The following is a 22,297-nucleotide window of genomic DNA, read 5'->3' as shown; positions in this document are numbered from 1 at the left end:
ATTTCCCGCTATCTTTTGGTCCATGAGAGCTGATGCGCTGCTTTATCCCGCCCCGGAAGGGCTCTATTGCCCGGAAGGCGGATTCTATGTCGATCCGGTGCGGCCGGTCGAGCGGGCGCTCGTCACCCACGGCCATTCCGATCACGCCCGGCCCGGCCATGTGAACGTGCTTGCCACCCGTCAGACGCTCGACATCATGCGCCTGCGTTATGGCGAGGGCTTCTGTGCCAGTGAGCAGGCAGTCGGTTTTAACGAGGAACTGCTGGTCAACGGCGTCAAGGTGAGCTTTCATCCCGCCGGCCATGTGCTTGGCTCCGCGCAGATCGCTATCGAGAAGGACGGCACGCGCATCGTCGTCTCCGGCGATTACAAGCGCCGCCCCGATCCGACCTGCGCCCCTTATGTGCCGGTCGCCTGCGATGTCTTCATCACCGAGGCGACCTTCGGCCTGCCGGTCTTCCATCATCCCGATCCGATGGATGAGACCGGCAAGCTGCTGGCTTCGCTCCGCCAATTTCCCGAGCGTACCCATCTGGTCGGTGCCTATGCGCTCGGCAAGGCCCAGCGCGTCATCCGGCTGCTGCGCGACGCCGGTTATGCCGAGCCGATCTATATCCACGGCGCCATGGAAAAGCTCTGCGACTATTACGTTGGCCAAGGCGTCGATCTCGGCGAGCTGCAACCCGCCACGATCGAGAGCCGAGACAAGTCCGCCTTCAAGGGCGCCGTCGTCATCGGCCCGTCATCGGCCTTTGCCGACCGCTGGGCGCGCCGCTTTAACGAGCCGCTGCCGGCCTTCGCCTCCGGTTGGATGATGGTGCGTCAGCGCGCCAAACAGCTCGGCGTCGAACTGCCGCTCGTCATCTCCGACCATTGCGACTGGCCGGAACTGACCGAAACCATCCGGGAGCTGCACCCGGCCGAGGTCTGGGTGACGCATGGCCGCGAGGAGGCCCTGGTGCGCTGGTGCCAGTTGCAGGGCATCAAGGCGAAGCCGCTGCATCTGGTGGGCTATGAGGATGAGGCGGATTGAGATGAGCTGCGTATTGGCCCTAAACCTGTCTACAGCCGACCCTGTTGCCTCTACCGCCACTCTGGATGTGGCGGCGACGTCTGCCTCACACTCCCTCATTCGCGTGCTCGTCACAGGAATCCAGCCACCGCGCGTCGGCGCGGGGAGTAACTCTTGCGACCCTGAAGAGTCTCCCGCGCCCAAGGACTTTGGCGCGCTGGATTCCTGTGACGAGCACGGGAATGAGGGAGTTCCTGTGGAGCTTCGTCATGCCAGAAGGAGGGCCTCATGAAAGCCTTCGCCGACCTCCTCGATCGCCTGGTTCTGACCCCCAGCCGTAACGGCAAACTGAAGCTGCTGACCGATTATTTCCGCGACACCCCCGATCCGGACCGCGGCTACGGCCTTGCGGCGATCGCCGGCACGCTGGAGGTGCGCAACGTCAAGCCGGCGATGCTGCGCGACCTGGTGCTGGAGCGCATTGACGAGGTGCTGTTCCATTATTCCTATGATTATGTCGGCGATCTCGCCGAGACCATCTCGCTCGTCTGGGACAATGAGCGGGATATCGACCGCTCGGCCCTGGCTCAGCCGCGCCTGGGTGAGGTCGTCACCCGCATGAACGGCCTCGGCCGCACCGAAGTGCGCGGCTATGTCCGAGATCTGCTTGACCGGCTGGATTCGTCAGGCCGGTTCGCCTTCATCAAGCTTGCGACCGGCGCGCTGCGCATCGGCGTTTCCGCCCGTCTTGCGAAGCAGGCGTTGGCCGATCTCGGCGGCAAGGACGTCACCGAGATCGAGACCCTCTGGCACGGCCTGCAGCCGCCTTACGAGACGCTGTTTCAGTGGTTGGCGGGCGGCGGCGAGAAACCGGCGCTGGCGACACCGGCGATCTTCCATTCCGTCATGCTCGCCAATGCGGTCGAGGAGGGGGACTTGGCGAGTCTCGAGCCGGCCGATTATGCCGCCGAGTGGAAATGGGACGGCATCCGCGTCCAGCTGTCGCGCTCCGGCGACAGGCGCAAGATCTATTCGCGCTCGGGCGACGACATATCGGGCGCCTTTCCGGATGTTCTCGACGCGATCAATTTTTCCGGCGTTGTCGACGGCGAGCTGCTGGTCGGCGGCACTGCCCGCTCCAACAGTCCGACGCGCACCTTCTCCGACCTGCAGCAGCGCCTGAACCGCAAGACGGTGACGGCGAAGATGCTCGACGACTACCCCGCCTTTATCCGTGCCTACGACCTGCTCTTTGCCGGCGACGAGGATATTCGCGGCCGCGCCTATGTCGACCGCCGCGCGCATCTGGCCGAGATTATCGAGCGCGCCCCCCATGACCGGTTCGACCTCTCGCCACTCGTGCCTTTCTCCTCATGGGAGGAGCTCGACGCTCTGCGTGCCGCGCCGCCCGATCCGGTGATCGAGGGCGTGATGATCAAGCGGCGCGACAGCATCTACCAGGCGGGCCGCATGAAGGGCCCCTGGTTCAAGTGGAAGCGCAATCCTTATAATGTCGATGCGGTGCTGATGTATGCGCAGCGCGGCCACGGCAAGCGCTCCAGCTACTATTCCGATTTCACCTTCGGCGTCTGGGCCGATGACGAGGACGGCGAACAGCTTGTGCCCGTGGGAAAGGCCTATTTCGGTTTCACCGATGCCGAGCTCGAGCTGCTCGACAAGTTCGTGCGCAACAACACCACCGAACGTTTCGGCCCGGTACGGGCCGTGCGGGCCGACAGGGATTTCGGCTTCGTCGTCGAGGTGGCCTTCGAAGGCATCAACCGCTCGACGCGGCACAAATCGGGGGTCGCCATGCGCTTCCCCCGCATCGCCCGCCTTCGCCCCGACAAACCCTCCTACGAGGCCGACCGGCTGCGCACGCTGATCGCGATGATCGACGCAAAGCCTGGCTGAGCTTTGCGCTCCTGCGCAACAATGACGCAGGACAATATTTTCAACATCATGTGTATTGGCGGCACCGGTTTTCCGATGCAAATCTCGCGTGCCGGGGGAAATGATTTGGGTGCTGCGCCATGAGCTCGTATGAACAAAATTCCTTTTTCCGCCAACGCCGCGCCGTGCTGGCGGGGCTTGCCGGCGCGCTCATCCTGCCGCGCATGGCGGCCGCTTTCGATGTGCCGGACGAGCCGCGCCTTGCCAAGTACGACTATGCCACGGTCCGCCGGCGGTTCCGCACGAAGCTCCTGCAGAAGGGGCCGGCGCCGGACAAATACGAACCGCTGACCGCGCCTGCCGACGCCGAGAAGATATTCTATCGTTCCGGCTATGGCGGCGAACTGGAACTGGCGGCCTGGGTCTCCAGATACAAGCGCGAGCGCAAGCCCATGCCGGCCGTGCTGTTCCTGCATGGCGGTAACGCCATGGGGGCCGGCCACTGGCAGCTGATGAAGCCTTATGTCGACGCCGGCTATGTCGTGATGATGCCGTCGCTGCGCGGCGAAAACGGCCAGAGGGGCAATTTCTCCGGCTTCTACGATGAGGTCGACGACGTGCTTGCCGCCGCCGAGCGCCTGGCGCATCTGCCGGGTGTCGATCCCGGCCGCCTGTTCATCGCCGGCCATAGCATCGGCGGCACGCTCACCATGCTGACGGCGATGAGCACCCAAAAATTCCGCGCCGCCGCGCCGATATCCGGCAATCCCAACGCCTTCCGTTTCTTCAGCCGCTATCCCCAGGACATCCGCTTCGACGACAGCAATGCGCATGAATTCGAGGTACGCTCGGCGCTCTGTTACGCCCACAGCTTCAAATGCCCGGTCCGGGTGGTCCACGGCACGGAAGAGGCTCATTTCAACGACCGCGCCGATCTGCTCGCCCGCCGCGCCCGCGCCGCCGGCGTCCATATCGAAACCGACACCGTGGCCGGCAACCACACCTCGGCGCTGCCAGCCGAGATCGAACAGAGCATCCGCTTCTTCCACGGGGTGGCGGCGTAAGCTCTGCCGTCGGCGAAACAGCATTGTCCTGTATCGCGACGAACGCCAGCCTCGCACCAGCCGCGAATGCCATCGTCGCGCCAGATATCGCCGTCTCGCCGATCGTTGATTAGGGTGGTCCCATGAATTTTCTGCGCCGGGTTTTCCCGATTGCCGGGCTTATGATTGCTGTCGCGCCGCTCGGCGGCTGCAACATTCTGATCCCCGATGTCGCTGCCGATTCGCCGGCCCGCTTCGTTCAGGAAACCTCGCCGGTCTTCTACCAGCCGCCGGGCGTCGATCCGCGCCGGGTGCGGCCGATCCCCGATCAGCCGGTGCCCCAGACGCGCGAACTCTACAAGACCCAGTTCCACCAGACTTACGGCCTGCCGCTCACCAATCCCGTGCATATGGCAATGTATGGCGAGCAGCGCGCCGAGGATTTCACCCTGCCGGCGATCCCGATCAGCCGTGTGCAGCCGCAGTTCCTGCGCCAGGAGGTCGACTACCAGACGACCGAGCGCCCCGGCACTGTCCTCGTCGATACCAAGGCGCGTTTCCTCTATTTGATCGAGGCTAACGGCAAGGCGATGCGCTACGGTGTCGGCCTCGGTCGCGATGGCTACGCCTGGACGGGCCGCGGCGTCATCCAGTGGAAGCAGAAATGGCCGCGCTGGACGCCGCCGGTCGAAATGGTCTCGCGCCAGCCGGAAGTTCGCGCCTTCTCCGCGGAAAATGGCGGCATGAATCCCGGGCTTCAGAACCCGCTCGGCGCGCGCGCCATGTATATTTTCAAGGACGGGCAGGACACCCTTTACCGCATCCATGGCACGCCGGACTGGCAGTCGATCGGCAAGGCAACGTCGTCGGGCTGCGTGCGCATGCTGAACCAGGATGTCGTCGATCTCTACGACCGGCTTCCCGCCAAGGCCGAGATCGTTGTGATGTAGCGCTGCAACAGCGCTCTTCATATCGTCGGCTCCGGCTGGAACACGTCTGCGTGAAGCTATGGTTTATTTGGCGCAAGCCGATAGATTTCTTGATGTCGTTATTCCAGCATTCTCGCATCAAAAGGAAATCAGTCCCGCGTCATGAGTTCCGATAGACATCTTTCCCGCCGCAGCTTTCTTTCCCTTTCGGCTCTGACGGCAGCTTCCGCGCTCGCCGGCTGCGCCTCCTCCGCCAACACCGTGACATCCGGCGACACGTCGATCATCTACCGCTCGCCGATGCGCCTGTTCCAGTCACCGGGGGCGTCGAGCGTGCCGAGCGGTCCGGAGCTTGCCGTCATGTACGGACCCGTCGAGGACGGCGGCTTCCTCATTCCCGCCGTTCCCTATGAAGAAATCGATCCGCGCTACTATCGCCAGCGTGTCCTCGACCCCACCGGCCAGCCGCCAGGCACGATCGTGGTCGATACGCCGTCGCGCTTCCTCTATCTCGTCCAGGCCGACGGCATGGCGATGCGCTACGGCGTCGGCATCGGCCGCGAGGGCTTCGCCTGGCAGGGATCGGGCGTCATTCAGTGGCGTCAGAGATGGCCGCGTTGGAAGCCGCCGAACGAGATGGTTGCCCGGCAGCCGGAACTGGTCAAATATTCTATCGAGAACGGCGGCATGGAGCCGGGTCTGAAGAACCCGCTCGGCGCACGCGCCCTCTATATCTTCTCGAACGGCGAGGACACGCTCTACCGCCTGCACGGCAATCCCGACTGGCGCTCGATCGGCAAGGCCGTCTCCTCGGGCTGCGTCAGGCTGTTGAACCAGGATATCATCGATCTCTACGACCGCGTTCCGACAAAGGCGCCGATCGTCGTGTGGCAGTGATACCGCCGGGGCGGTCGCCAGCCGGCCGCCCAAGGCAATCTTTTCGGCAAACGCTTTCTCATTCGCTGCCTGTAGAGGAATTTATTTTCGAAAATCCATTGCTTAATTCGACAAACCCCCTACATGTGGCGTATCGAATATTGCTTGTGACTCTTTGTCCATGCGCTGAAAGCGCTTCGTCAGATCTCGTCTCAACATCGATATTGCCCGCGGAATCGTTCCCGGGCGCACTCAAACGGTTGAAAAGGAGATCGTTATGAATTCAGGCGTCGTCAAGTGGTTCAATGGCACCAAGGGTTTTGGCTTCATCCAGCCCGATGATGGTTCCACCGACGTTTTCGTCCATATTTCGGCAGTCGAACGTGCCGGCATGCGCGAACTCACCGAAGGTCAGAAGGTCCGCTACGACCTGGTCCGCGACAAGCGGTCCGGCAAGAATTCGGCCGATAACCTTCAGGCCGCATGATTGTCGTTCGCCTTGGCTGGCCACAGATTGCGGCGCGCTGACCACGGATGTACTGGCAGCGCGCTGACCATCAAAGGCAGCTTGGTGGCTGAATGACTGGAAGAGGTCGGGTTCAAGCCCGGCCTTTTGTTTTGAAATTGAGCAGCCGAAGAGTTGAGGGACGCAGAATGAGCAGACCAAGCTACAAGGTCGGCGACATGATCGTGCTGAAGTCCGGCATGACCCGCACGGCAAAGGCAGACAAGCGGTGCCGGATCGCCAGCATCCTGCCCAACGATCACGGGCACGTGCAATATCGCGTCCAGTTCACCGGCGAGAATTTCGAGCGCCGCATTACCGATGACGATATCGACATCGGGGAATCGCCACGGGCGGCGTCACTTGAGGCGGCTGCCAAAGCCGATGACGCCGAGCCGTGGCTGAAATTTTCGGGAATCCGCATGGGCAAGTAGCCCGCCATTTTTTATCATATGACAGCGGCCTCGCCGCCGACAGGAAGGATATTCGTTTGCAGGTACTCGTTAGGGATAACAATGTCGATCAGGCGTTGCGCGTGCTTAAGAAAAAGATGCAGCGTGAAGGGCTTTTTCGGGAAATGAAAGCGCGCAGCGCTTATGAGAAGCCGTCGGAGAAGCGTGCCCGCGAAAAGGGGGAGGCCGTTCGCCGCCAGCGCAAGCTTGCCCGCAAGAAGCTGCAGCGCGAGGGCCTGCTGCCGGCGCCGAAGAAGGCTGTCCGCGCTCGCTGATCCGGCCGTGGCATGCCGGCCCTGGTGTTACGGGCCGGTCGCCACATCTCGGCTTTGTGGAATTACGTCCCGGCCGTAAAATGATGTTGGCATCCGAAATGCAAGGATCAAACGCCGCCATCACCTGAGAAAGGGGGCACATGACCGCCACCAAGGGAGAATTCTTCAATCCCGCCAAGCTTTCGTCTCGCGACAAGGCCGAAGCGACCGATCACACGGCGCGCGCCATTATTGCGGCCGAGGCATCGGCCCGTGACAAGAAGACGGAGAAGCTGAGGGCGCTTCGTCTGCAGCAGGCCGCCGAAGACGCGGATGCCGCACCTGCGCCTGCAAAAAAGCGCCGCTCGACGGCGAAGACCGCCACCCGGCGGTCCTGATCCCGCCGCAGACGTCACACCGGCGCGGGGCAGGGGCTTTCAGCCGTCGCCGGCCCGGCCGAGATTGGCCCGCAGCCGATGCAGCATGTCGCGCATCTCGGCCATTTCCTCGATCGTGCAGCCGGCGGCTTTCCCGATCGCCGTCATGATCGTATCGACCTCTCCCTTCATCGCTTCGCCCTTCAGCGTCAGCGACACGATCACCTGCCGCTCGTCGCGCAGATCGCGGATGCGCTTGATCAGCCCGCTCTGTTCCAGCCGTTTCAACAGCGGCGACAGCGTGCCGGAATCGAGGTCCAACTGCTCGCCGATCGTCTTCACCGGTAGGGCGCTGCGTTCCCACAGCACCAGCATCACCAGATATTGCGGATAGGTGAGGCCGACCCTGTCCAGGATCGGTTTATAGGCGCGGGTAAAAGCATGCGCCGTCGCGTAAACCGCAAAGCACAGCTGCTTTTCCAGCCGCTTCTCCTCCTCAGGTATCTCCATGGTCTTTGCCGTTTGCGCTTTCATATCCGTCATCCCCGAGGCTGCGATTGTCCTCTTTCCACTTGCGAAATGCAATTTGCAAAATTCACTTGCGTACAATTTAATTGTGCTATAGTAAAACTCCAACCCGATCGAAGGGCCAACCAAAGGAGATCGTCATGCCTATTCTCTATACGACCAAAGCCTCTGCCACCGGCGGCCGCGCCGGCCGCGCCGTATCCGAAAACGGCGTTCTGGACGTGACGCTGACCGTTCCAAAGGAACTCGGCGGCGACGGCGCGACCGGCACCAATCCCGAACAGCTCTTTGCTGCCGGCTATTCCGCCTGCTTCCTCGGTGCCTTGAAATTTGTTGCAGGCCAGCAGAAGGTCAAGATTCCCGAGGACACGACCGTCTCCGCCAAGGTCGGCATCGGCCCGCGCGAAGACGGCACCGGCTTCGGCATCGAAGTGGCCCTGACGGTCAATATCCCGGGCCTCGACCGCGAGACCGCCGAAAAGCTCGCCGCCGCGGCCCACATCGTCTGCCCCTACAGCCACGCCATGCGCACCTCGACCGAAGTACCGGTCACCGTCGCCTGATCGCAGCGACCTGCGATTTGCCCCTCACTGCAACCCTCTCCCCATTCTGACGGGGAGAGGGGAGTGCCCTGCGAAGATCGGCGTGGAACGGAGAGCTTGCGGCATATCCCTTCTCGCCGTCACAACGGGGAGAAGGTGCCGGCAGCCGGGATGAGGGGCAGGTCACTCTAATCGCCCGTCGCCCGTCCACTTTGACGCGGCCGGCGCGACCCCTCAGCCGGTTTCGGCGCTTCCACCGTCGCCCCGGACAGCGCCTGCAGATCCTGCCGCAGCCGCCCAACGCCGCCGCCCGGCAATCCGTCGTCGAGGGCCGCATGCGTGCTTTCCCAGATCGGCAACGCCGTTGCCAGCACCGCCTTGCCTTCCGCAGTAAGGCTGAGCAGCCGGCCGCGCCTGTCCTTCGGGTTCTCCGCCACCGTCACCCAGCCCCTGCGCTGTAAGGGCTTCAGCGCCGCCGTCAGCGTCGTCTGGTCCATGGCGAGCAGGGCGGCGACCGGCCCCATCGGGGGCGGTTCCGGCCGGTTCAGCGACATCATCAGGGAAAACTGCCCGTTGGTGAGACCGGCCGGCCGCAACGCATCATCGAACAACCGGGCAAGCGCGCGTGCCGCCCGCTGCACATGCAGGCAGAGGCAGGTGTCGCGCACCAGCAGCGTCGTCGAAAACGGGATCTCGATCGAATTTGACATGCTCAATTTCTATTGATATCAATGCAATTAGTCAAGGAGAAGGAGATGAGCCGGCTTCACCGGCGGGCGCCGGAGGAGGGCGCAGTTCATGCAGAACGAAGTAGTTTCCCGCGAGGAATGGCTGGAGGCCCGCCGCGCCCTGCTGCTGAAGGAGAAGGAGGCGACGAAGCTGCGCGACAGCATCAACGCCGCCCGCATGGCACTTCCCTGGGTGAAGGTTGACAAGGATTACGTCTTCGAAACACCCGAGGGAAAGAAGTCGCTCGCCGATCTCTTCGATGGCCGCAGCCAGCTTTTGATCTATCATTTCATGCTCGGTCCCGGCTGGCAGGCCGGCTGCCCCGGCTGCTCCTTCCTGTCGGATCACGTCGATGGCGCTCTGCCGCATCTCAACCATCACGACGTCACCTGGGTCGCTGTTTCCCGTGCCCCGCTCGAGAAGATCGCCGCCTATAAAAAGCGCATGGGCTGGAAATTCCCCTGGGTCTCATCCTTCGGCAGCGATTTCAATTTCGATTATCACGTCTCTTTCAGTCCGGAGGACCTTGCCAAAGACAAAGTCTTCTACAATTTCACTGCTATCGAGCCGGCTGAGGCTCATGACGAGCTGCCCGGCCTCAGCGCCTTCTACCGCAACGACAAGGGCGAGGTCTTTCATACCTATTCGAGCTATGCCCGCGGGCCGGAAGAACTGATCGGCACCCTGATGATCCTCGACCGCGCGCCGAAGGGCCGCAACGAGGAAAGCACGATGAATTTCGTGCGCCGCCACGACGAATATGAGGATGCTCCGAAGACCTCGTCCTGCTGTCACTGAGCCATCAAACATTTGGAATATCGTCACCCGAAGGGAGAAGCGATGATGAAAACGGCCGAAGTGCTGAAGGAGCATTCTTTTTTGGAAAGACTGGTCGGCGACTGGAGCGTCACCGCACCCGAGATGTCCGACGGCAACGACTGGACGGAGACCGTGCGTTCGCTGCACGGCATCTGGTTCGTCGCCGAAGGAACCGGCCTCATGCCGAATGGCAAGCGGGCCACCACGATCCTGACGCTCGGCTACAACGCCGAGAAGGGCAGATATGTCGGCAGCTGGATCGGCAGCATGATGGACTATATGTGGGTCTATGAGGGCGAGGTCGACGCCTCCGGCAATGTTCTCGACCTCTATACGACAGGACCAGACTTCAGCGGCGATGGCCTTGCCGATTACCGCGAGCGGATCACCTTCATCGACGACAATCACCGCACTTTCACCTCCAGCGCCAAGCAGGAGGACGGTTCGTGGAAGCAGTTCATGGAAGCACATTACATCCGCAGAATCTGACAATCACGGCGCCCCCAGCGAAAGGGTGGCGTCACAAGAGGGAGAACGTGATGTCCAAGACGCATGGAAAGTTCATCTGGTGTGAGCTGATGACATCAGACACCGCAGCCGCCGCGAAATTCTACAGTTCCGTCGTCGGCTGGACCACCTCGGACATGCAGGTGGAGGGCATGCCGACCTATACGATCTTCGAGGCGAACGGCATCGGCGTCGCCGGCCTGATGGAGTTTCCGGCCGAGCTTGAAGGTCAGGGCATCCCGCCGAACTGGACGGGTTATGTCGGCGTCGACGATGTCGACCAGACGGCAAGGGATTTCGCCGCCAATGGCGGGGCGGTGCGCCGGCCGCCCCAGGACATCCCGAGCGTAGGCCGTTTCGCCGTCGTCGCCGACCCGCATGGCGCCGTCATTTGCATCATGACGCCGGCGCCGATGGAACAGGAGTGGCCGGAACTCGCCCCCGACGCACCCGGCAACATCGGCTGGCACGAGCTCTACGCCGGCAACGGCAAAGACGCGCTGGCCTTCTATTCCAATCTGTTCGGCTGGACGAAGGACAGCGAGATGGATATGGGGCCAATGGGCGTCTACTACCTCTTCTCGCATGATGGCAGGCAGATCGGTGGGATGATGACCAAGCCCGACAGCGTGCCCATGCCCTGCTGGAGCTACTATTTCATCGTTCCCGCCATCGACGCGGCGATCGAACGCGTCACATCGGGCGGCGGCAAGGTCGTCAACGGCCCGATGGAAGTCCCCGGCGGCAGCTGGATCATCCAGGCCACCGATCCCCAAGGCGCCTTCTTCTGCCTGGTGGCGCCGAAGCGGTAGCTGCTGTGCCGGACGGCGTGCCCCTCATCCGGCTGCCGCCACCTTCTCCCCGTTCTGACGGGGAGAAGGGACATGCCGCAAGCTCTCCGTTTCACGCGACCTCTCTTATGGCACGTCCCCTCTCCCCGTCAGAACGGAGAGAGGCTAGGCTGAGGGGCTTGCGCCTGAAACGCTTTGGGCTACGGACGCCAGACCTCAAAAGCTTGTCACACTGCCACAGAAGCAAAAAAACCCTCCGGGCTCTCCACCTCCACCAGCCGCTTCTTCTCGATCAACCAGAAGCGGTTTCCAACCGCCCGCACGAAGCTGCGGTCGTGCGAGACCAGCAGACAACTCGCTTCATGCGCCATCAGCTCGTTTTCCAGCGCTTCCTGTCCCTCGATATCGAGATGGTTGGTGGGCTCGTCGAGCAGATAGAAATTCGGCTCCGTCAGCCTGAGCACCAGCATGCCGAGCCGCGCCTTCTGGCCGCCGGAAAGCTGGCCGATCGGCTTTGACTGCATGTCGATCGTCATGCCGGCTCCGGCGAGCAGTGCCCGCGCCCGCTGGTCGCCGACATCGAAGCGGCGGATGATCGTGCCGATCGGCGTATCCTTGTTGGCAAGATCGGCCAGCGCCTGATCGCCATAGCCGAGAACCAGCGACGGCGTCGCCTTGATTCCATTCTGCCCGGCCTCGGGTCTGTCGATCGCTTGTTTCAGCATCGACACCAGCCGTGATTTGCCGGCGCCGTTGAGGCCGAGGAGCACGATGCGGTCTCCCTGGCAGATGAATTGGCGGCCGGTCTTGAACAGCAGCGTCCCGTCCGGCGTCGTCACCGCCGCGTCGTCCAACGTCATCAGCACCTTGGCATGCGTGCCGCGGTTGGAAAGCCGGATGGCGCCGGCCGAGCGCTCGAGATGGGCCGGTTTTGCCGCGTCCTCCAGCTTCTCCGCCCGCTGCTTCAGCTGCTTCGTCTTGACGACCAGCAGGTCGCTGCCGGAATTGATGCCAATATTGTTGAGCTTGGCCGCCTGCTTGCGTAATTGCTCGGCCGCCTTCATGTCGCGCTCGTAACGCCGCGCCTCGGAAGCGTCGATCTTGTCGAGGGCGGCGCGTGCTCTGCTATAGGGGAGCGCGAAGACCGGCGATTGCTCCGGCCGCAGGAACAGCGTCCTGTTCGTCGTCGCATCGAGAAAGGCGCGGTCGTGGCTGGAGAGGATGACTGGCACCTCGCGCGGCAGCGCATTCAGCCAGCTTTCCAGCTGCGCGATCTTTTCGAGGTCGAGATGGTTGGTCGGTTCGTCGAGCAGCAGCACGTCGGGCTCGCTGACCCAGCTGCGCGCAAGCATCGCCAGCCGCTGCCAGCCGCCGCTCAATTGCTTCAGCGGCCGGCTGCGCATGACTTCCGGCACCTCCAGCGATTCCAGCACGACATCGACGCGCCAGCTCTCGCTTTCGGCCTGATCGGCCGGCAGCGCCTGCAGCACCGCATCATGGAACGGCGTGTCGAAAAGGGCGGTCGGCGCATTCTGCGCGACATGGCCGATCGTCAGCCCGCGCGCCTTGGTGATCTCGCCCGCGCTCGGCTCCAACGCGCCGTTGATGCAGGCAAGCAGGGTGGATTTCCCGCGGCCGTTGGCGGCGACGAGACCGATGCGGTCGCCTGCATTGACGACGAGATTGAGGTTGGAAAATAGCCGATTGGCGAGCGTCACGCCGAGATTGCGGATATTGATGAGGGTCATGTTCGTTCTCTGGTCCTGACCGGGGGCAGGCGCAATCGGTGGCGTCAGGCCATCACGGATTGCGTCTTGCGGGCCCGGGAATGAGAGGAATGCGCGCAGTCATCCGACGGCGGCGCATCGGCCACGAAGGGCAGACCAGGAAGAGAGTGAAAGCGTCTCTGGTCAGCCCTGCAAACGCATTTGCAGGGCGTTGACTGGACCACGCTGGCGATGATGCCGGAAATAATACTGCATAGCGTGATCCTCCTTTCTCGAAAGGGTTGCAGGATGGAAATACCATTGCCGACAAAAGGAGGCAAGGGAGGTTGGAGGAGGCCGCGCTCTCAATAAGCGGGGGTAGGGAATGGAAGGTGCCGCTGGCGGAGAGCACTGCTGCCCGCTTAAATCACCTACCCGCATCGCGGGCCCGGCAACTCCAGCCGCCGCGTTATGCCGATGGTTTCGAGAAACGTCTCGTCGTGGCTGACGACGATCAGCGCCCCGTCATAGGCGCTGAGCCCCGCCTCGACGGCAGATATCGAGTCGATATCGAGATGGTTGGTCGGCTCGTCCAGGATCAGCAGCGGCGGCGGTGCGGCGCCGAGCGTGCAGGCAAGACCGGCCCGCAGCAATTGGCCGCCGCTGAGGGTCGAAACCGTCTGCAATGCCGCATCCGCTCTGAACATGAAGCGGGCGAGCGCGGCCCGGCAGGTGTTTTCATCGGCTTGCGGATTGATCCGGCGAAAATTGTCGCGGATCGAGGCCGATGGATCGAGAAGGCCGATCTTCTGGTCGAGCATCGCGAAACCGGTCATCACCGCAACCGTGCCGGCCCAGGCATTCAGCTCGCCGGTGATGAGCGCGAGCAGCGTCGTCTTGCCCGAGCCGTTCGGCCCGGTGACGGCGATACGTTCCGGTCCGGTCACGTCGAAGGAGAGATCGTCGATGATGGGTTGATCAGGCCGGTAACCTGCCGTCACGCCGTCGATCTTCAGCACGATCTTGCTGGCCGGCAGCCCCGTCGGCGGCAAGCTAACCTGCAGCGGCTGGAGGATCTCGATCTTCTCGCGCGCCGCCTTGGCCTCTTCAAGGGCCTGGGCGCGCCGTCGTTCGGCAAGACGGGCATTGTCGCCGCCGGTGGTTTCGCTCCGCTCCTTCATGCCGCCGAGCATGATGCGCGGGATGCCGCCCTTGGCGGCCATCTTCCGCCCGGCGCTGTCTCTCTGTGCCTGACGCTCGACGTTCGCCTGTGCCTTCCTGGCCACCTCCGTCATGCGTCTTTCGGCATCGGCAAGATCATGCCGGGCGGCGGCCAGCTCAAGCGCCTTGCGCTCGCGATAATGGCTCCAGTTGCCGCCGTAGCGTGTCGCGCCGAGCGAGGTCAGCTCGACAATCTGATCGACGCTATCGAGCAATTCCCGATCATGGCTGACGATGACCGCGCCGGCCCGCCAGCCTGAAATCAGCGTGATCACCGCGTCGCGGCCTTCGCGGTCGAGATTGTTTGTCGGCTCGTCGAGCAGCAGGAAGTCCGGCTCGCTGAAGATAAGCGCGGCAAGAGCGGCGCGTGTGCGCTGCCCGCCAGAGAGTACGGCAAGCGGCGTCTGCGGCTCCGCGTCGAGCCCCGTCCGGTTGAGCGCGGCGGCGATCCGCGCCTCCAGCGTCCAGTCCGCCGAAGCAAGCTCGTCGGCCGTTGCCGCGCCGGCTTCGGCACGCCGAAGAAGCGGGAGCGCCCCGGCCGCGCCGAAGAGATCGGCAATGGTTTCGCTAGGCGTGACCTGGACGCTCTGGCGCAGCACGCCGAGACTGCCACTGACTGAAACCGTCCCCGACTGAGGTTGGATCTGACCGGAGACGAGCTTCAGCAGCATCGTTTTGCCGACGCCGTTGCGTCCGACGAGACCGCTGCGGTCCCTGCCGAAACTGAGGTCGAGATCGGAAAAAAGCGGCCGCCCGTCAGGCGTGGCCCAGGAGATTTGCGAGAGAGTGATGGAGGCAGGCATGGATATGGATTTCCCCGTTGGCAAGGCGAACTGGCATTGCGATCGGGTTGAGATCCATTGCGGCACACATCCTGTTGAAATGGTCGATGCCGGGCAATTTAGGAAAGAAAGGCCGAAGGTTCAAGGTAAAGCGGCGATTCTGCATTCTTTCCGGCAAACCGTGCCGATGCCCCTCACCCTCTCCCGTTTCTGACGGGGAGAGGGGACGTGCCCTGCGAGAGACTGGTGGGGAATGGATAGGTCGCGGTATGGTCCCTTCGCCCCGTTTGCGGCTTCCGAAGGACGGGTCGAGACCAGTGGCTCGACCCAGTCGGTGTCGGCAGGCGGATGAGGGGCTCAAGCGCGCCGCCGCGCAAAACGCCTACCGCTTCAAGCTCCCTAGGATCCCCCGCACCAATGCCCGGCCGACCTGGGTGGCGACCGTGCGGGCGACGCTCTTCATTGCCGCTTCCACCACCGTTTCGCGCTGGTAGCCGGAAGACCTGCCGCGCGATTGGCCGCGGCCCTGGCGGTTGTCGTCATCGCCGAAGCCCGGCAGGCTCCAGCCGGAAGTCGTGCCCGGCTGCTCTGCCGCTTCTTCCTGCGCTCGCTTGGCGGCCTCGGCTTCCGCCGCCTTTTTGGCGCGCGCCGTCAGCATTTCGAAGGCGGATTCCCGGTCCACGTCCTCGTCATAGACGCCGAGAACCGGGCTCTTGTCCATGACCTGCTGGCGTTCGCCATCGCTCAGTGGGCCGACGCGGCCCGACGGGGGGCGGATCAGCGTCCGCTCGACGATGGACGGCGCGCCTTTGGCCTCCAGTGTCGAGACCAGCGCCTCGCCGGTGCCGAGAGTGGTGATGACGGTGGCGCAATCGAAGGCCGGGTTCGGGCGGAAGGTGTCGGCGGCCGTCTTCACCGCCTTCTGCTCACGCGGCGAATAGGCGCGCAGCGCATGCTGGACGCGGTTGCCGAGCTGGGCAAGTACTGTTTCCGGCACGTCGAGCGGGTTCTGCGTCACGAAATAGACGCCGACGCCTTTGGAGCGGATCAGCCGCACCACCTGCTCGACGCGTTCGACGAGAACCTTCGGCGCGTCGTTGAAGAGCAGATGCGCTTCGTCGAAGAAGAAGACGAGCCTCGGCTTTTCCGGATCGCCGACCTCCGGCAGTTCCTCGAAGAGCTCCGACAGCAGCCAGAGCAGGAAGGTGGCGTAGAGCCGCGGATTCATCATCAGTCTGTCGGCGGCAAGCACCGAGATCTGGCCGTAGCCATTGTTGCTGGTGCGCATGATGTCGGAAATCTTCAGTGCCGGCTCGCCGAAGAAGTGCTCCGCGCCCTGCTGTTCGAGCACCAGCAGCGCCCGCTGGATCGAGCCGACCGAGGCTTTGGAGATCAGGCCGTACTGGCTGGAAAGCTCGCTGGCGTTCTCGCCCATATAGTTGAGCAGTGAGGTGAAATCCTTGAGATCGAGCAGCGGCAGCCCGGCCTGGTCGGCGATCTTGAAGGCGATGTTGATGACGCCTTCCTGCGGCTCGCTGGCATCCATCAGCCGGGCGAGCAGCAGCGGGCCCATCTCGGCGACGGTGGTGCGCACCCGGTGGCCCTTCAGCCCGAACAGATCCCAGAAAATCACCGGAAACTGGTCGAATTCATAATCGGCAAAACCGATCTGTTCGGCACGCTTGGTGAGGAAATCCTTCGGCTCTCCCCTGGCGCCGATGCCGGAAAGATCGCCCTTGATATCGGCCGCAAAGACCGGCACGCCGGCCCGGGAGAAGCCTTCCGCCAGCACCTGCAGCGTCACCGTCTTGCCGGTGCCGGTGGCGCCGGTGACGAGGCCGTGGCGGTTGCCGAATTTCAGGTCAAGATATTCCGGCTTGTTGATGCTGTCGTCGGGATTGCGGCTTGCGCCGATGAAAATCTTGCCGTCCTCGATCATCCCCAAATGCTCCCTTCGGCGCTGCCGCCATTTGTCGAGAAGGTCCGGCGTCCGCGGCCTTCATCGAACCATCGTTTCCCTGTTATAAGCAGGCAGGCAGATGCGGACAACTGTTTGCATGGGAAGCGAAACCGCTGGCTTGAGTTGCAATCGATTCTCGAATAACGTTGACGTTAACGTCAAAAAATAACAGGAGGCTGACGATGAACGAAATTGTGACTGAAATCGCCGATCGCGTGGGTATTTCCCCCGAGCAGGCGGAGAAGGCGCTCGGCATGATGCTCGGCTTCCTGCAGCGCGAGGCCGCCGACGGTCCGGTGGCGCGGATGATCGAGGCGATTCCTGGCGGGGCCGATCTCGTCGCCCAGTTCAATGGCGCAGGCGCCAGCGGCGGCGGCCTGCTTGGAGGGTTGATGAGCTCGCTCGGCGGCGGCGGCATCATGGGTCTCGGTCAGCAGCTGATGGGCGAGGGCCTCGGCATGGGCGAGATCACCTCGCTCGCCAAGGAAACCATCGCGATTGCCAAGCAATATGCCGGCGAAGAGGTCGTCGACGAAGTCGTCGCTTCCGTTCCGGGGCTCAGCCAGTTCGTCTGAGCGATGGCCGAACATAGGAGCCTCGCCGTATTCGCTGCGAGGCTTTTCTATTCGTCCGCGCCCGAAGGAGAGCCGCATGACCGTCTGGCGCCCGCCGCAGCAGATCAGGGTGAAAGTGATCGGCCTTGCCTGGCGAGAGAACCGGTTGCTCGCTGCAGAAGTGGAAGATGACAGCGGCCGCATCAAGGGCGTTCGCCCGCTCGGCGGCTCGATCGAATTCGGCGAGACACGCGAACAAGCCCTGCACCGCGAAATCCGGGAGGAGCTCGAGACGGATATCCGCATCGTCGGCCCCTGGCATCTTCTCGAAAACATCTTCGAACACCATGGCGCAATCGGCCACGAATTCATCTTCGCCGCCGATATCGAGTTGGCCGACAATGCCCTCTACGATCGTGACGAAATCCGCTATTCCGAGCTGGACGAGACGGCGGCGACGGCACGCTGGTTCGGCCGCGACATGCTGCGTGATGCCGGCCTCGATCTCTATCCGACAGGCCTCGAGAGGGTGCTGTCGCCCTGGCGTGATTGAGGCTTGGGGAGGTTTTTAATCTGCTCGCCAAACTTTGATCGCCCGGGCCTGCCCGATAGGGAACAAGGGGCGTAGAATGGCTGTTTCTGCCGCATTGCCGACATCAGAAGGAACAGCATCATGCGCAGGTTCATTGCAGCAACGTCGATCGCTCTCCTCAGCCTCTCCGGCCCGGTTCTTGCCCAATCGAACATGGGCATGGATGCCAGCGGCCGCTTTGACGGCACGCCGCCGCTCGGCACCGCGCCGGGCGCCGAGCCGCAGACCGGGCTGGTCATCCCGCTCGACTCGATCGAAACCGGCAGTGTCGATAACGGCGCTCCGAGCGGTCGCGTCGACTGGGCGCGCTGTCCGCCCCGCAAGGCCCGCGGAGCGCTTGCCACGCAAGGTGGCAATAGCGGCGCCTCCGTCAGCCCCGCCTGCAGCCAAGGTCAATGATCCAGGCAGGCTCTATTTGCTGTTCTTGCCGTCGCGGTGCAGGATGACGCCGAGTTCATGCCATTTGCGTCCGTCGCGCTCGATGAGCGCGTCGGCGCAGGCCGGTCCCATGCTACCCGGCGCGTAAGCTTCGGGCGTGCTCGGGTCCTTGCTCCAGACGTCGAGGAAAGGCTGCACCGCCGCCCAGCCGGCTTCAATGCCGTCGGCGCGCTGGAATAGCGTCTGGTCGCCGATGAAGAGATCGTAGAGCAGCGATTCATAACCGGTGGTCTTGCCGATATCGAACTTGTCGGCATAGCGGAAGTCGAGCGACACTGGCGTCGTATCGACGGAAAGCCCGGGCGATTTGATCGAGATTTCCATGCTCATGCCCTCGTCCGGCTGCACCTGGATCACCAGCCGGTTGGGCGGCAGGCGGCGATCGACCTCGGTCTCGCGAAACTGCGCGAAGGGCACCGGCTGGAAGGTGATGACGATCTCGGTGTCGCGCGCCGTCATTGCCTTGCCGGTTCTGAGGTAGAAGGGCACACCCGCCCACCTCCAGGTATCGGCATAGAGCTTCAGTGCCACGAAAGTCTCGGTCCGGCTGTCGGGTGAGACGTCCTTGCTGTCGCGATAGGCCGGAAGCTCGACGCCGTTGAGCGGGCCGGCCGCATAGGCGCCGCGCACGCCATGCGTCTTTGCCTCCTCGGGCGTATAGATGCGCAGCGCCTTCAGCACCTTGCTCTTCTCGTTGCGGATCGCCTCGGCATCGAAGCTGTTCGGCGGCTCCATGGCGATCATCGCCAAGAGCTGGAACAGATGGTTCGGCACCATGTCGCGCAGCGCCCCCGTGGCATCGTAGAATTTGCCGCGGCTGCCGACATCGACGATCTCGGCGGCGGTGATCTGCACATGGTCGATATAGCGACTGTTCCATAGGGACTCGATGATCATGTTGGCGAAACGCGCCGTCATCAGGTTCTGCACCGTCTCCTTGCCGAGGAAATGATCGAGCCGGTAAACTTGGCTTTCGTCGATCTGCGCGAGGATCTGCGCATTGAGCGCCCGGGCAGAGGCGAGATCGGTCCCGAACGGCTTCTCGATGGCCACGCGGCGGAAGACGCCCTCGCTTTCATCGGTCAGCCCATGAGCGCCAAGCTTCTCGATGATCGTGCCGAAGAAGGATGGCGGCACCGCCAGATAGAAGGCGGCATTGGCGTTCGGCCCCAGCCGCTTGCCGATCTCGAGGAAAACATCCTCCTTGGTGAAATCGCCCGACATATAGGAAATCCGCCGGCGCAGGCTCTCCCAGGCCTCGTCCTTAACCGTCTGCTCCTCGCCGTTCAGATGCTCGAGGAAGGCATCGAGCCGGCCGCGCAGGAATTCGTCGTCACCCGTTTCGATGCCGATGCCGAGGATATTGAGATCCTCGCCGACGAGGCGCTGACGCGTCAGGTTGATGATCGCCGGCACCAGGAGCCGGCGCGTCAGATCGCCGGTGGCGCCGAAGATGACGAGGGTGACCGGCGGGGTAGGGGCAGCGTGCATGTCTCACCTCCGAGATTTTGCGGCCGACTATAATGCCTGCCGGTTTCGCCGCAACCTGGGCGGCGAGGGGTAACAGGCATTTGACAATATTTGGAGCGGGCAGGTGCTGTGGCCCGGTCGTATGCAAAAGGTGTGGCGATGTTACAGTTGGCGCTCAGCCCCAAGGCATGCTCAGTTGCGGGCGAGCGAAGCGTAGAACCAGTCGATGAAGACGCGGACGATTGGCGTTGCGTGAGCTTCGGTTCGGCAGGCCACATAGACCGCGTCGTTGGCCGGAACCGTAAGGTCGAACGGCGCGATCAGCTCGCCACGCGCGATCATGTGCGCGGTGGTGATGTTATCGCCGAGCGCAATGCCATGACCGTGTATGGCAGCCTCGATCGACAGGCGCGCGTCGCTCATCATGTGTTGGCGTGCCGGCATCGCAACCCCGGCCGCGGTGAGCCAGGTGTTCCACTCATTGCCGCGATCAGCGTGCAGGAGCATATGGTCACGCAAATCGCGCAGGGAGCGTAGCGGGCGCCGGTTCATGAGGGCTGGGCTGACGACAGGGAAGAGCTCCATCCGGCTCCAGAGGCGCGACCAATAATTGGGCCAGTTGCCGCCGCCGTAAAGAATGCACAGGTCGACATTCGGGGAGCTCAGATTGTTCGGGTCGTTCGAGGCGCGCAAGTCAAGCAGGATGTCGGGGTACTGATCGGTGAACTCCTGTAGCCGCGGAATCAGCCAGAGTGACAGCACTGCCGCAACACAAGTCACTCGCAGCGTGCCGCCGGTCGCGGGCCGGGTCATCGCCGCCTTCGCTGCAGCGATATCCGAAAATGCATTGGAGACGACCGGCATCAACAACGCGCCCTGACTTGTCAGCTTCAGCCATTTGCCGCCGCGCTCGAACAGGCGCACGCCAAGCGACTCCTCCAATGTGCGTATCTGATGGCTGATCGCACCGTGCGTGACATTCAATTCGCGGCCCGCGGCGGAAACCGATCCATGGCGGGCAGTGGCCTCGAAGGCGCGTAGCGGGTTGAGGGGCGGAAGACGGCTGGTCATGGCGACAACCTGTGAGAAAAATTCGCATGAAACCGTATATTAATATCAATTGATTTTCCAGTGAGCTTGCCGTTCAATCAGTGGAAGAAGCCATCGGCCCCTGCCGCAGAGCTGCAGCCGAGGACCGACCTGCTACCCTGATCGCAGCATCGTAACCGTTAGGATGGCCGTCATGTCCTGGAATGAAACCAAGCTTTCCGAACTCCGAACCAGGTATGGCGACAGCCACGGCGGTGAGTTGCACGATCCTGAGTTCCGCAGGGTGGCCGAGAAGATCTTCAACAAGAGCGGCACTCGCCTTGCGCCCTATTCGGGCATTCCGACATTCCTCTCCGCCCCGCTCATGCAGATCGACAACGACAACCCGGATTTCGGGGACTTGCAGGTGGCGCTCCTCGGCGTGCCGATGGATCTGGGGGTAACGAACCGCCCGGGCTCGCGCTTCGGGCCGCGGGCGCTGCGCGCCATAGAGCGGATCGGGCCCTACAATCATGTGCTGGGCTGCGCGCCGGTTCAGGAACTGCGCGTGTCAGACATTGGCGACGTGGCGTTTCAGAGCCGGTACAGGTTGGAATTGTCGCACGAGGATATCGAAAAACGCGTGGCGCAGATCGTGGCGGCAGGCGTGCTGCCACTCTCGGTAGGCGGCGACCACTCGATCACCCATCCGATTCTGCGGGCCGTCGGCAAGGAGCGGCCAGTCGGCATGATTCATATTGACGCCCACTGCGACACCGGCGGTGCTTACGATCTGACCAAATTTCACCATGGCGGCCCATTCCGCAACGCGGTGCTGGACGGTGTGCTCGATCCGACGCGCGTGATTCAGATCGGCATTCGTGGCTCGGCCGAATATCTCTGGGAGTTTTCTTATGCCTCGGGCATGACGGTGATCCATGCCGAGGAGATCTCGGCGATGGGCATCCCTGCGATCATCGAAAAGGCCAAGGCCATCATCGGCGACGGGCCGACCTATCTTTCCTTCGACATCGACAGCCTCGATCCGTCTTTCGCGCCGGGCACGGGCACGCCGGAGATTGGCGGCTTCACCACCCGCGAGGCGCTGGAGCTTGTCCGCGGCTTCAAGGGCGTGAACCTGGTCGGCGGCGATGTCGTCGAGGTCGCGCCGCAGTATGACGCCACCACCAACACGGCCCATGCCGGCGCGCAGATGCTGTTCGAGATATTGAGCCTGATGGCGTTCAGCCCGGCAATCCGCCGCGCCGCCTGATGGCCTTGGCCGCAG

General features: G+C 63.0%; 25 protein-coding genes. 18 read left to right on the top strand and 7 right to left on the bottom strand.

Annotated elements, in window-relative coordinates; translation table 11 throughout:
- Nucleotides 1–22 precede the first annotated feature (22 nt).
- The 9 genes from J7U39_RS13720 to J7U39_RS13680 all read left to right on the top strand — a co-directional run bounded on the left by J7U39_RS13720 (nt 23) and on the right by J7U39_RS13680 (nt 7,362).
- The gene (locus J7U39_RS13720; protein ID WP_210628681.1) at nt 23–1,033 is read left to right on the top strand and encodes a ligase-associated DNA damage response exonuclease; all 1,011 of its coding nucleotides are present in this window, start codon (nt 23–25) and stop codon (nt 1,031–1,033) included.
- A 267-nt stretch (nt 1,034–1,300) separates the two neighbouring features.
- Complete coding sequence (locus tag J7U39_RS13715; protein WP_210628680.1) at nt 1,301–2,926, top strand: cisplatin damage response ATP-dependent DNA ligase; 1,626 nt, start codon at nt 1,301–1,303, stop codon at nt 2,924–2,926.
- A gap of 119 nt (nt 2,927–3,045) precedes the next feature.
- Nucleotides 3,046–3,969, top strand: coding sequence for an alpha/beta fold hydrolase (locus J7U39_RS13710; RefSeq protein WP_210628679.1), 924 nt, complete (start codon nt 3,046–3,048; stop codon nt 3,967–3,969).
- Between the two features lie 122 nt (nt 3,970–4,091).
- Nucleotides 4,092–4,898, top strand: coding sequence for a L,D-transpeptidase (locus J7U39_RS13705; protein ID WP_210628678.1), 807 nt, complete (start codon nt 4,092–4,094; stop codon nt 4,896–4,898).
- Between the two features lie 141 nt (nt 4,899–5,039).
- On the top strand, nt 5,040–5,774 hold the full coding sequence (locus tag J7U39_RS13700; RefSeq protein WP_210628677.1) for a L,D-transpeptidase: 735 nt from the start codon (nt 5,040–5,042) through the stop codon (nt 5,772–5,774).
- Between the two features lie 256 nt (nt 5,775–6,030).
- Nucleotides 6,031–6,240 carry a cold-shock protein gene (locus J7U39_RS13695; RefSeq protein WP_011424508.1) on the top strand — a complete coding sequence of 70 codons (210 nt, stop codon included), beginning with the start codon at nt 6,031–6,033 and terminating at the stop codon, nt 6,238–6,240.
- Nucleotides 6,241–6,407: 167 nt separating this feature from the next.
- On the top strand, nt 6,408–6,692 hold the full coding sequence (locus J7U39_RS13690) for a cold-shock protein (protein ID WP_210628676.1): 285 nt from the start codon (nt 6,408–6,410) through the stop codon (nt 6,690–6,692).
- Nucleotides 6,693–6,748: 56 nt separating this feature from the next.
- Nucleotides 6,749–6,985, top strand: a complete 237-nt coding sequence (rpsU, locus tag J7U39_RS13685) for a 30S ribosomal protein S21 (protein WP_011424510.1) — start codon at nt 6,749–6,751, stop codon at nt 6,983–6,985.
- 140 nt (nt 6,986–7,125) lie between these two features.
- Complete coding sequence (locus J7U39_RS13680; protein WP_210628675.1) at nt 7,126–7,362, top strand: hypothetical protein; 237 nt, start codon at nt 7,126–7,128, stop codon at nt 7,360–7,362.
- A 39-nt stretch (nt 7,363–7,401) separates the two neighbouring features.
- Here J7U39_RS13680 and J7U39_RS13675 read toward each other — a convergent pair whose 3' ends face one another.
- A complete protein-coding gene (locus J7U39_RS13675; RefSeq protein WP_210628674.1) occupies nt 7,402–7,884 on the bottom strand; it encodes a MarR family transcriptional regulator in 483 nt (160 codons plus the stop codon).
- Nucleotides 7,885–8,009: 125 nt separating this feature from the next.
- Between J7U39_RS13675 and J7U39_RS13670 the strand changes: the two genes are divergently transcribed.
- Nucleotides 8,010–8,432: an organic hydroperoxide resistance protein gene (locus J7U39_RS13670; RefSeq protein ID WP_003580247.1), complete on the top strand. Its 423-nt coding sequence runs from the start codon at nt 8,010–8,012 to the stop codon at nt 8,430–8,432.
- Nucleotides 8,433–8,599: 167 nt separating this feature from the next.
- On the opposite strand, the gene J7U39_RS13665 is transcribed toward J7U39_RS13670, so the two are convergent.
- The gene (locus J7U39_RS13665) at nt 8,600–9,121 is read right to left on the bottom strand and encodes a MarR family winged helix-turn-helix transcriptional regulator (RefSeq protein WP_210628673.1); all 522 of its coding nucleotides are present in this window, start codon (nt 9,119–9,121) and stop codon (nt 8,600–8,602) included.
- A gap of 88 nt (nt 9,122–9,209) precedes the next feature.
- On the opposite strand from J7U39_RS13665, the gene J7U39_RS13660 reads away from it, so the two are divergent.
- Genes J7U39_RS13660 through J7U39_RS13650 form a run of 3 tightly spaced genes read left to right on the top strand, consistent with a single transcriptional unit; the run spans nt 9,210 to nt 11,278 of the window.
- Nucleotides 9,210–9,938 (top strand): thioredoxin family protein, encoded by a 729-nt coding sequence (locus J7U39_RS13660; protein ID WP_210628672.1) that lies wholly within the window; start codon nt 9,210–9,212, stop codon nt 9,936–9,938.
- 42 nt (nt 9,939–9,980) lie between these two features.
- Nucleotides 9,981–10,448 (top strand): DUF1579 domain-containing protein, encoded by a 468-nt coding sequence (locus J7U39_RS13655; protein ID WP_210628671.1) that lies wholly within the window; start codon nt 9,981–9,983, stop codon nt 10,446–10,448.
- Between the two features lie 50 nt (nt 10,449–10,498).
- Nucleotides 10,499–11,278, top strand: coding sequence for a VOC family protein (locus tag J7U39_RS13650; protein WP_210628670.1), 780 nt, complete (start codon nt 10,499–10,501; stop codon nt 11,276–11,278).
- Between the two features lie 206 nt (nt 11,279–11,484).
- On the opposite strand, the gene J7U39_RS13645 is transcribed toward J7U39_RS13650, so the two are convergent.
- Complete coding sequence (locus J7U39_RS13645) at nt 11,485–13,005, bottom strand: ABC-F family ATP-binding cassette domain-containing protein (RefSeq protein ID WP_210628669.1); 1,521 nt, start codon at nt 13,003–13,005, stop codon at nt 11,485–11,487.
- A gap of 389 nt (nt 13,006–13,394) precedes the next feature.
- Complete coding sequence (locus J7U39_RS13640) at nt 13,395–14,987, bottom strand: ABC-F family ATP-binding cassette domain-containing protein (RefSeq protein ID WP_210628668.1); 1,593 nt, start codon at nt 14,985–14,987, stop codon at nt 13,395–13,397.
- On the opposite strand from J7U39_RS13640, the gene J7U39_RS13635 reads away from it, so the two are divergent.
- The gene (locus tag J7U39_RS13635) at nt 14,986–15,180 is read left to right on the top strand and encodes a hypothetical protein (RefSeq protein WP_210628667.1); all 195 of its coding nucleotides are present in this window, start codon (nt 14,986–14,988) and stop codon (nt 15,178–15,180) included. The two genes, J7U39_RS13640 and J7U39_RS13635, sit on opposite strands and share 2 nt — an antisense overlap.
- 168 nt (nt 15,181–15,348) lie before the next feature.
- Here the strand turns inward: J7U39_RS13635 and J7U39_RS13630 are convergent, their stop codons facing one another.
- Nucleotides 15,349–16,905 carry a helicase HerA-like C-terminal domain-containing protein gene (locus J7U39_RS13630; protein WP_210628666.1) on the bottom strand — a complete coding sequence of 519 codons (1,557 nt, stop codon included), beginning with the start codon at nt 16,903–16,905 and terminating at the stop codon, nt 15,349–15,351.
- 203 nt (nt 16,906–17,108) lie between these two features.
- Here J7U39_RS13630 and J7U39_RS13625 point away from each other — a divergent pair, with 203 nt between their 5' ends.
- The 3 genes from J7U39_RS13625 to J7U39_RS13615 all read left to right on the top strand — a co-directional run bounded on the left by J7U39_RS13625 (nt 17,109) and on the right by J7U39_RS13615 (nt 18,471).
- Nucleotides 17,109–17,501 (top strand): hypothetical protein, encoded by a 393-nt coding sequence (locus J7U39_RS13625; RefSeq protein ID WP_210628665.1) that lies wholly within the window; start codon nt 17,109–17,111, stop codon nt 17,499–17,501.
- Nucleotides 17,502–17,577: 76 nt separating this feature from the next.
- Nucleotides 17,578–18,033, top strand: coding sequence for an NUDIX domain-containing protein (locus tag J7U39_RS13620; RefSeq protein ID WP_210628664.1), 456 nt, complete (start codon nt 17,578–17,580; stop codon nt 18,031–18,033).
- A 120-nt stretch (nt 18,034–18,153) separates the two neighbouring features.
- Nucleotides 18,154–18,471, top strand: coding sequence for a hypothetical protein (locus J7U39_RS13615; protein WP_210628663.1), 318 nt, complete (start codon nt 18,154–18,156; stop codon nt 18,469–18,471).
- A 12-nt stretch (nt 18,472–18,483) separates the two neighbouring features.
- On the opposite strand, the gene zwf is transcribed toward J7U39_RS13615, so the two are convergent.
- A complete protein-coding gene (zwf, locus tag J7U39_RS13610; protein WP_210628662.1) occupies nt 18,484–20,001 on the bottom strand; it encodes a glucose-6-phosphate dehydrogenase in 1,518 nt (505 codons plus the stop codon).
- A gap of 171 nt (nt 20,002–20,172) precedes the next feature.
- Nucleotides 20,173–21,051, bottom strand: a complete 879-nt coding sequence (locus J7U39_RS13605; RefSeq protein ID WP_210628661.1) for a LysR substrate-binding domain-containing protein — start codon at nt 21,049–21,051, stop codon at nt 20,173–20,175.
- Between the two features lie 172 nt (nt 21,052–21,223).
- Between J7U39_RS13605 and speB the strand changes: the two genes are divergently transcribed.
- Entirely contained in the window at nt 21,224–22,282 is a 1,059-nt protein-coding gene (gene speB / locus J7U39_RS13600; RefSeq protein WP_210628660.1) for an agmatinase, read from the top strand.
- The last annotated feature ends 15 nt before the right edge of the window (nt 22,283–22,297 follow it).

This window comes from Rhizobium sp. NLR16a (assembly GCF_017948245.1).
In the GTDB taxonomy this organism is placed as follows: domain Bacteria; phylum Pseudomonadota; class Alphaproteobacteria; order Rhizobiales; family Rhizobiaceae; genus Rhizobium.
The sequence above is the reverse complement of the archived record's forward strand: the minus strand, read 5'-3'. Positions and strand labels throughout refer to the sequence as shown.